A 2,820-nucleotide genomic window follows, 5' to 3' on the forward strand; every position below is an offset into this window, starting at 1 on the left:
CGCGTCACGCAGCCCAGCAGCGCGGTCGCCCCCGGCCCGCCGGGCGCGCCGTTCAGCACAAGGATCCGCATCGTCATGCCGGTCCGGCGGTCAGAGCATCAGGCAGGCGTCGTCGAAGGCCAGGCGCGGCGCGCGCGGCCGCTCCGGCTCGCCGTCCGCATAGCCCAGGCAGACCAGGAAATTGGCCCGCCAGCCCTGTCCGGCCAGGAACGCGTCCTCGATCGCATAGGCGTCGAACCCCGAGATCGGCAGCACGTCCAGCCCCAGCGCGCGCGCGGCCAGGATCAGGTACCCGCCCTGCAGGGTGCCGTTGCGGAACGCCGTTTCCTCGGCCAGGCCGACATCGGCGGCGAACCAGGCGCGCAGGCCCGGTTCGGGATTCAGATAGGCCAGCCGGTCGAAAAACAGCGGATCATGCGCCACGATCACGGTGACGGGCGCGGACAGCACCTTGTCCACATTGCCGGCCGACAACGCGGAACGCAGGCGTTCGCGATTGTCGGGCGTGCGCAGGAACACGAAGCGCGCCGGCGAGCAATTGCCCGAGGTCGGGCCCAGGCGGACGAGGTCGTACACGCTGCGCAGGGTCTCGTCGGAGACCGGCTCGTCACGCCAGCGCTCGGGCGTGCGGGCCGACCGGAACAGCAGGTCCAGTCCGGACTCGTCCAGAACCATTTCGTCGGTGCTCCCGTTCAGGCGTCCACCTGCTCGACCGCGATCACTTCGGGGACGTAATGCCGCAGCATGTTCTCGACCCCGTGCTTCAGCGTGGCGCGCGAGGACGGGCAACCCGAACACGCGCCCTGCATCGTCAGGCGCACCACCCCGTCGCGGTAGCCGCGGAACACGATATCGCCGCCGTCGCCGGCCACGGCGGGCCGCACCCGCGTATCCAGCAGTTCCTTGATCTGCTTGACGATGTCTTCGTCCTCGGGCGCGATGCACTCTTCCTCGACCGCGGCGTCGGCTTCGATCGCCGTCATGCCGGACACGAAGAAATCGACCAGCACGGCCAGGATCTGCGGCTTCAGCGCCGACCAGTCGGCCGCGTCGTCCTTGGTCACCGCCACGAAATCGCCGCCCAGGAAGACCCTGGCGACGCCCGGCTGGCCGAACAGCGCATCGGCCAGCTTCGAACGGCCGCCGACGGCGTCCGGACTGACGAATTCCGCGGTGGCCCGGCCGGGCACGATGGTGCGGCCCGGCAGGAATTTCAGCGTCGCGGGATTGGGGGTGTCTTCGGTCTCGATGAACATGGGGGCGATCGTCCGGCAGGGGGCCATGCAGGCGGATGGAAGACGGCGGACAAAGCCGCCGGCGAAAACGGACTGTGCAAATCCTGTTCGCTTTCAGATGTGCCAAGATGGCGACCAAAACAAGCCCCGATCGCATGGCGGCCCGCCGGCGGCCGGTTCGGCCCCCCGGATTGCCCCCGGATTGGATGTCGGTTGCGCGTCGGTTGCGTACTGCCTTGCCTGCCGATGTCCGCCGCGAAGATGACGAAATGGCAATGCGCGCTTGCGCGACGTCATGGCCGGAACGCGGAAACTCCCTGAAAATTCATTGACAGGCACCGTGCGGCTCTGGCCTTGCATGGAGCCCGGTCCGTGAACCATGATCCCCGGGGATTCGCCATCCGGCCGGGGCGCCCTTACGCATAGTCAGTCCGAGGCTTCGATACCAGATGACGTTCGCCCCGCTTTGCCGTTCGCTCCGCCACGCCCGTGCCGCCGGATGGCTGGTGGCGGCCTGCGCGTCGATGACGCTGCTGTCCGCCGGCGCACACGCCGAGCGCCTGGCCTTCGTCCTGAATTCGGCGGATGCGTCGGTCAGCGAATACGACATCGACACGCACCAGGAAATCCGGCGCATTCCCGTCCTGCGCGAACCGCACCACACGGCGCCCACCCCCGACGGCAAATATCTGCTGGTCGGCGACACGTCGGGCAACATGCTGTTCTTTCTGGATGCGCAGACCGGCGCGCGGGTGAAATCCATCCCCATCGCCGACCCGTACCAACTGCAATTCAGCCCGGACGGAAAATTCTTCACCGTCGCCGGGCTGGCCCGCAACCAGGTCGACATCTACGACGCGTCGGATTTCCAGCTTCTGCACCGCATCCATGTCGATGCCATGCCCAGCCATATGAATTACGCGCCTGATTCCTCGGTCGTCTATGTCAGCCTGCAGGACAGCGGCAAGCTGACGGCCATCGAGACCGCGACGGGCAAGGTGCTGTGGACCACCGATGTCGGGTCCACCCCCGCCGGCGTGCTGTGGCACAACGACCAGATCCTGGTGGGGGTCATGGGCACCGACTATGTCGCCGTCGTCGATCCGGCGACCGGGCACCTGGACCGCAAGATCGAGATGGCGCCGGGGCCGCACAACCTGTTCATCTCGCCCGACCACAAGCAGCTCTACGTCACCTGCCGCGTGTCGGGAATCATCGAGCGGCTGGATTGGAACACGCTGAACGTCGTGCAGTCCTATCGCGTGCCGGGCGGCCCGGACGACATCGTCTTCGCACCGGACGGCAAGATGTGGGCCACCCTGCGCTGGCGGCAGCATGTCGCGATCATCGACCCGGTCGCCGGGACGATCACGGAGACCATCCGCACCGGCCGCTCGCCGCACGGGATCTGGCTGAACACCAACCAGCCGTCGCTTCACCTGTCGATGGCCGACCGCCCCGTCCTGCCCACGCCCTGAGCGGCGCGCGGCAGCAGGATTTCCGCCCGCAGCCCGCCTTCATTCCGGTTGGACAGCACCAGGCGGCCGCCCTCTCGCGCGACCTCGCGGCTGACGATCGCCAGTCC

General features: G+C 67.8%; 3 protein-coding genes and 1 pseudogene. 1 reads left to right on the forward strand and 3 read right to left on the reverse strand.

Annotation, left to right across the window (positions count from 1 at the left end):
- Positions 1–90: 90 nt before the first annotated feature.
- Both HUK84_RS14270 and HUK84_RS14275 read right to left on the reverse strand, forming a co-directional pair.
- Positions 91–675, reverse strand: coding sequence for a malonic semialdehyde reductase (locus HUK84_RS14270; RefSeq protein WP_176640884.1), 585 nt, complete (start codon positions 673–675; stop codon positions 91–93).
- A 17-nt stretch (positions 676–692) separates the two neighbouring features.
- A complete protein-coding gene (locus HUK84_RS14275) occupies positions 693–1,256 on the reverse strand; it encodes a NifU family protein (protein ID WP_176640885.1) in 564 nt (187 codons plus the stop codon).
- Between the two features lie 428 nt (positions 1,257–1,684).
- On the opposite strand from HUK84_RS14275, the gene HUK84_RS14280 reads away from it, so the two are divergent.
- Complete coding sequence (locus HUK84_RS14280; RefSeq protein ID WP_176640886.1) at positions 1,685–2,713, forward strand: YncE family protein; 1,029 nt, start codon at positions 1,685–1,687, stop codon at positions 2,711–2,713.
- On the opposite strand, the pseudogene HUK84_RS23270 reads toward HUK84_RS14280, so the two are convergent.
- Positions 2,671–2,820: pseudogene (locus tag HUK84_RS23270) on the reverse strand (ATP-binding protein); the annotation flags it as partial. The gene HUK84_RS14280 and the pseudogene HUK84_RS23270 sit on opposite strands and share 43 nt — an antisense overlap.

Source organism: Nguyenibacter vanlangensis (assembly GCF_013376155.1).
GTDB lineage: Bacteria > Pseudomonadota > Alphaproteobacteria > Acetobacterales > Acetobacteraceae > Gluconacetobacter > Gluconacetobacter vanlangensis.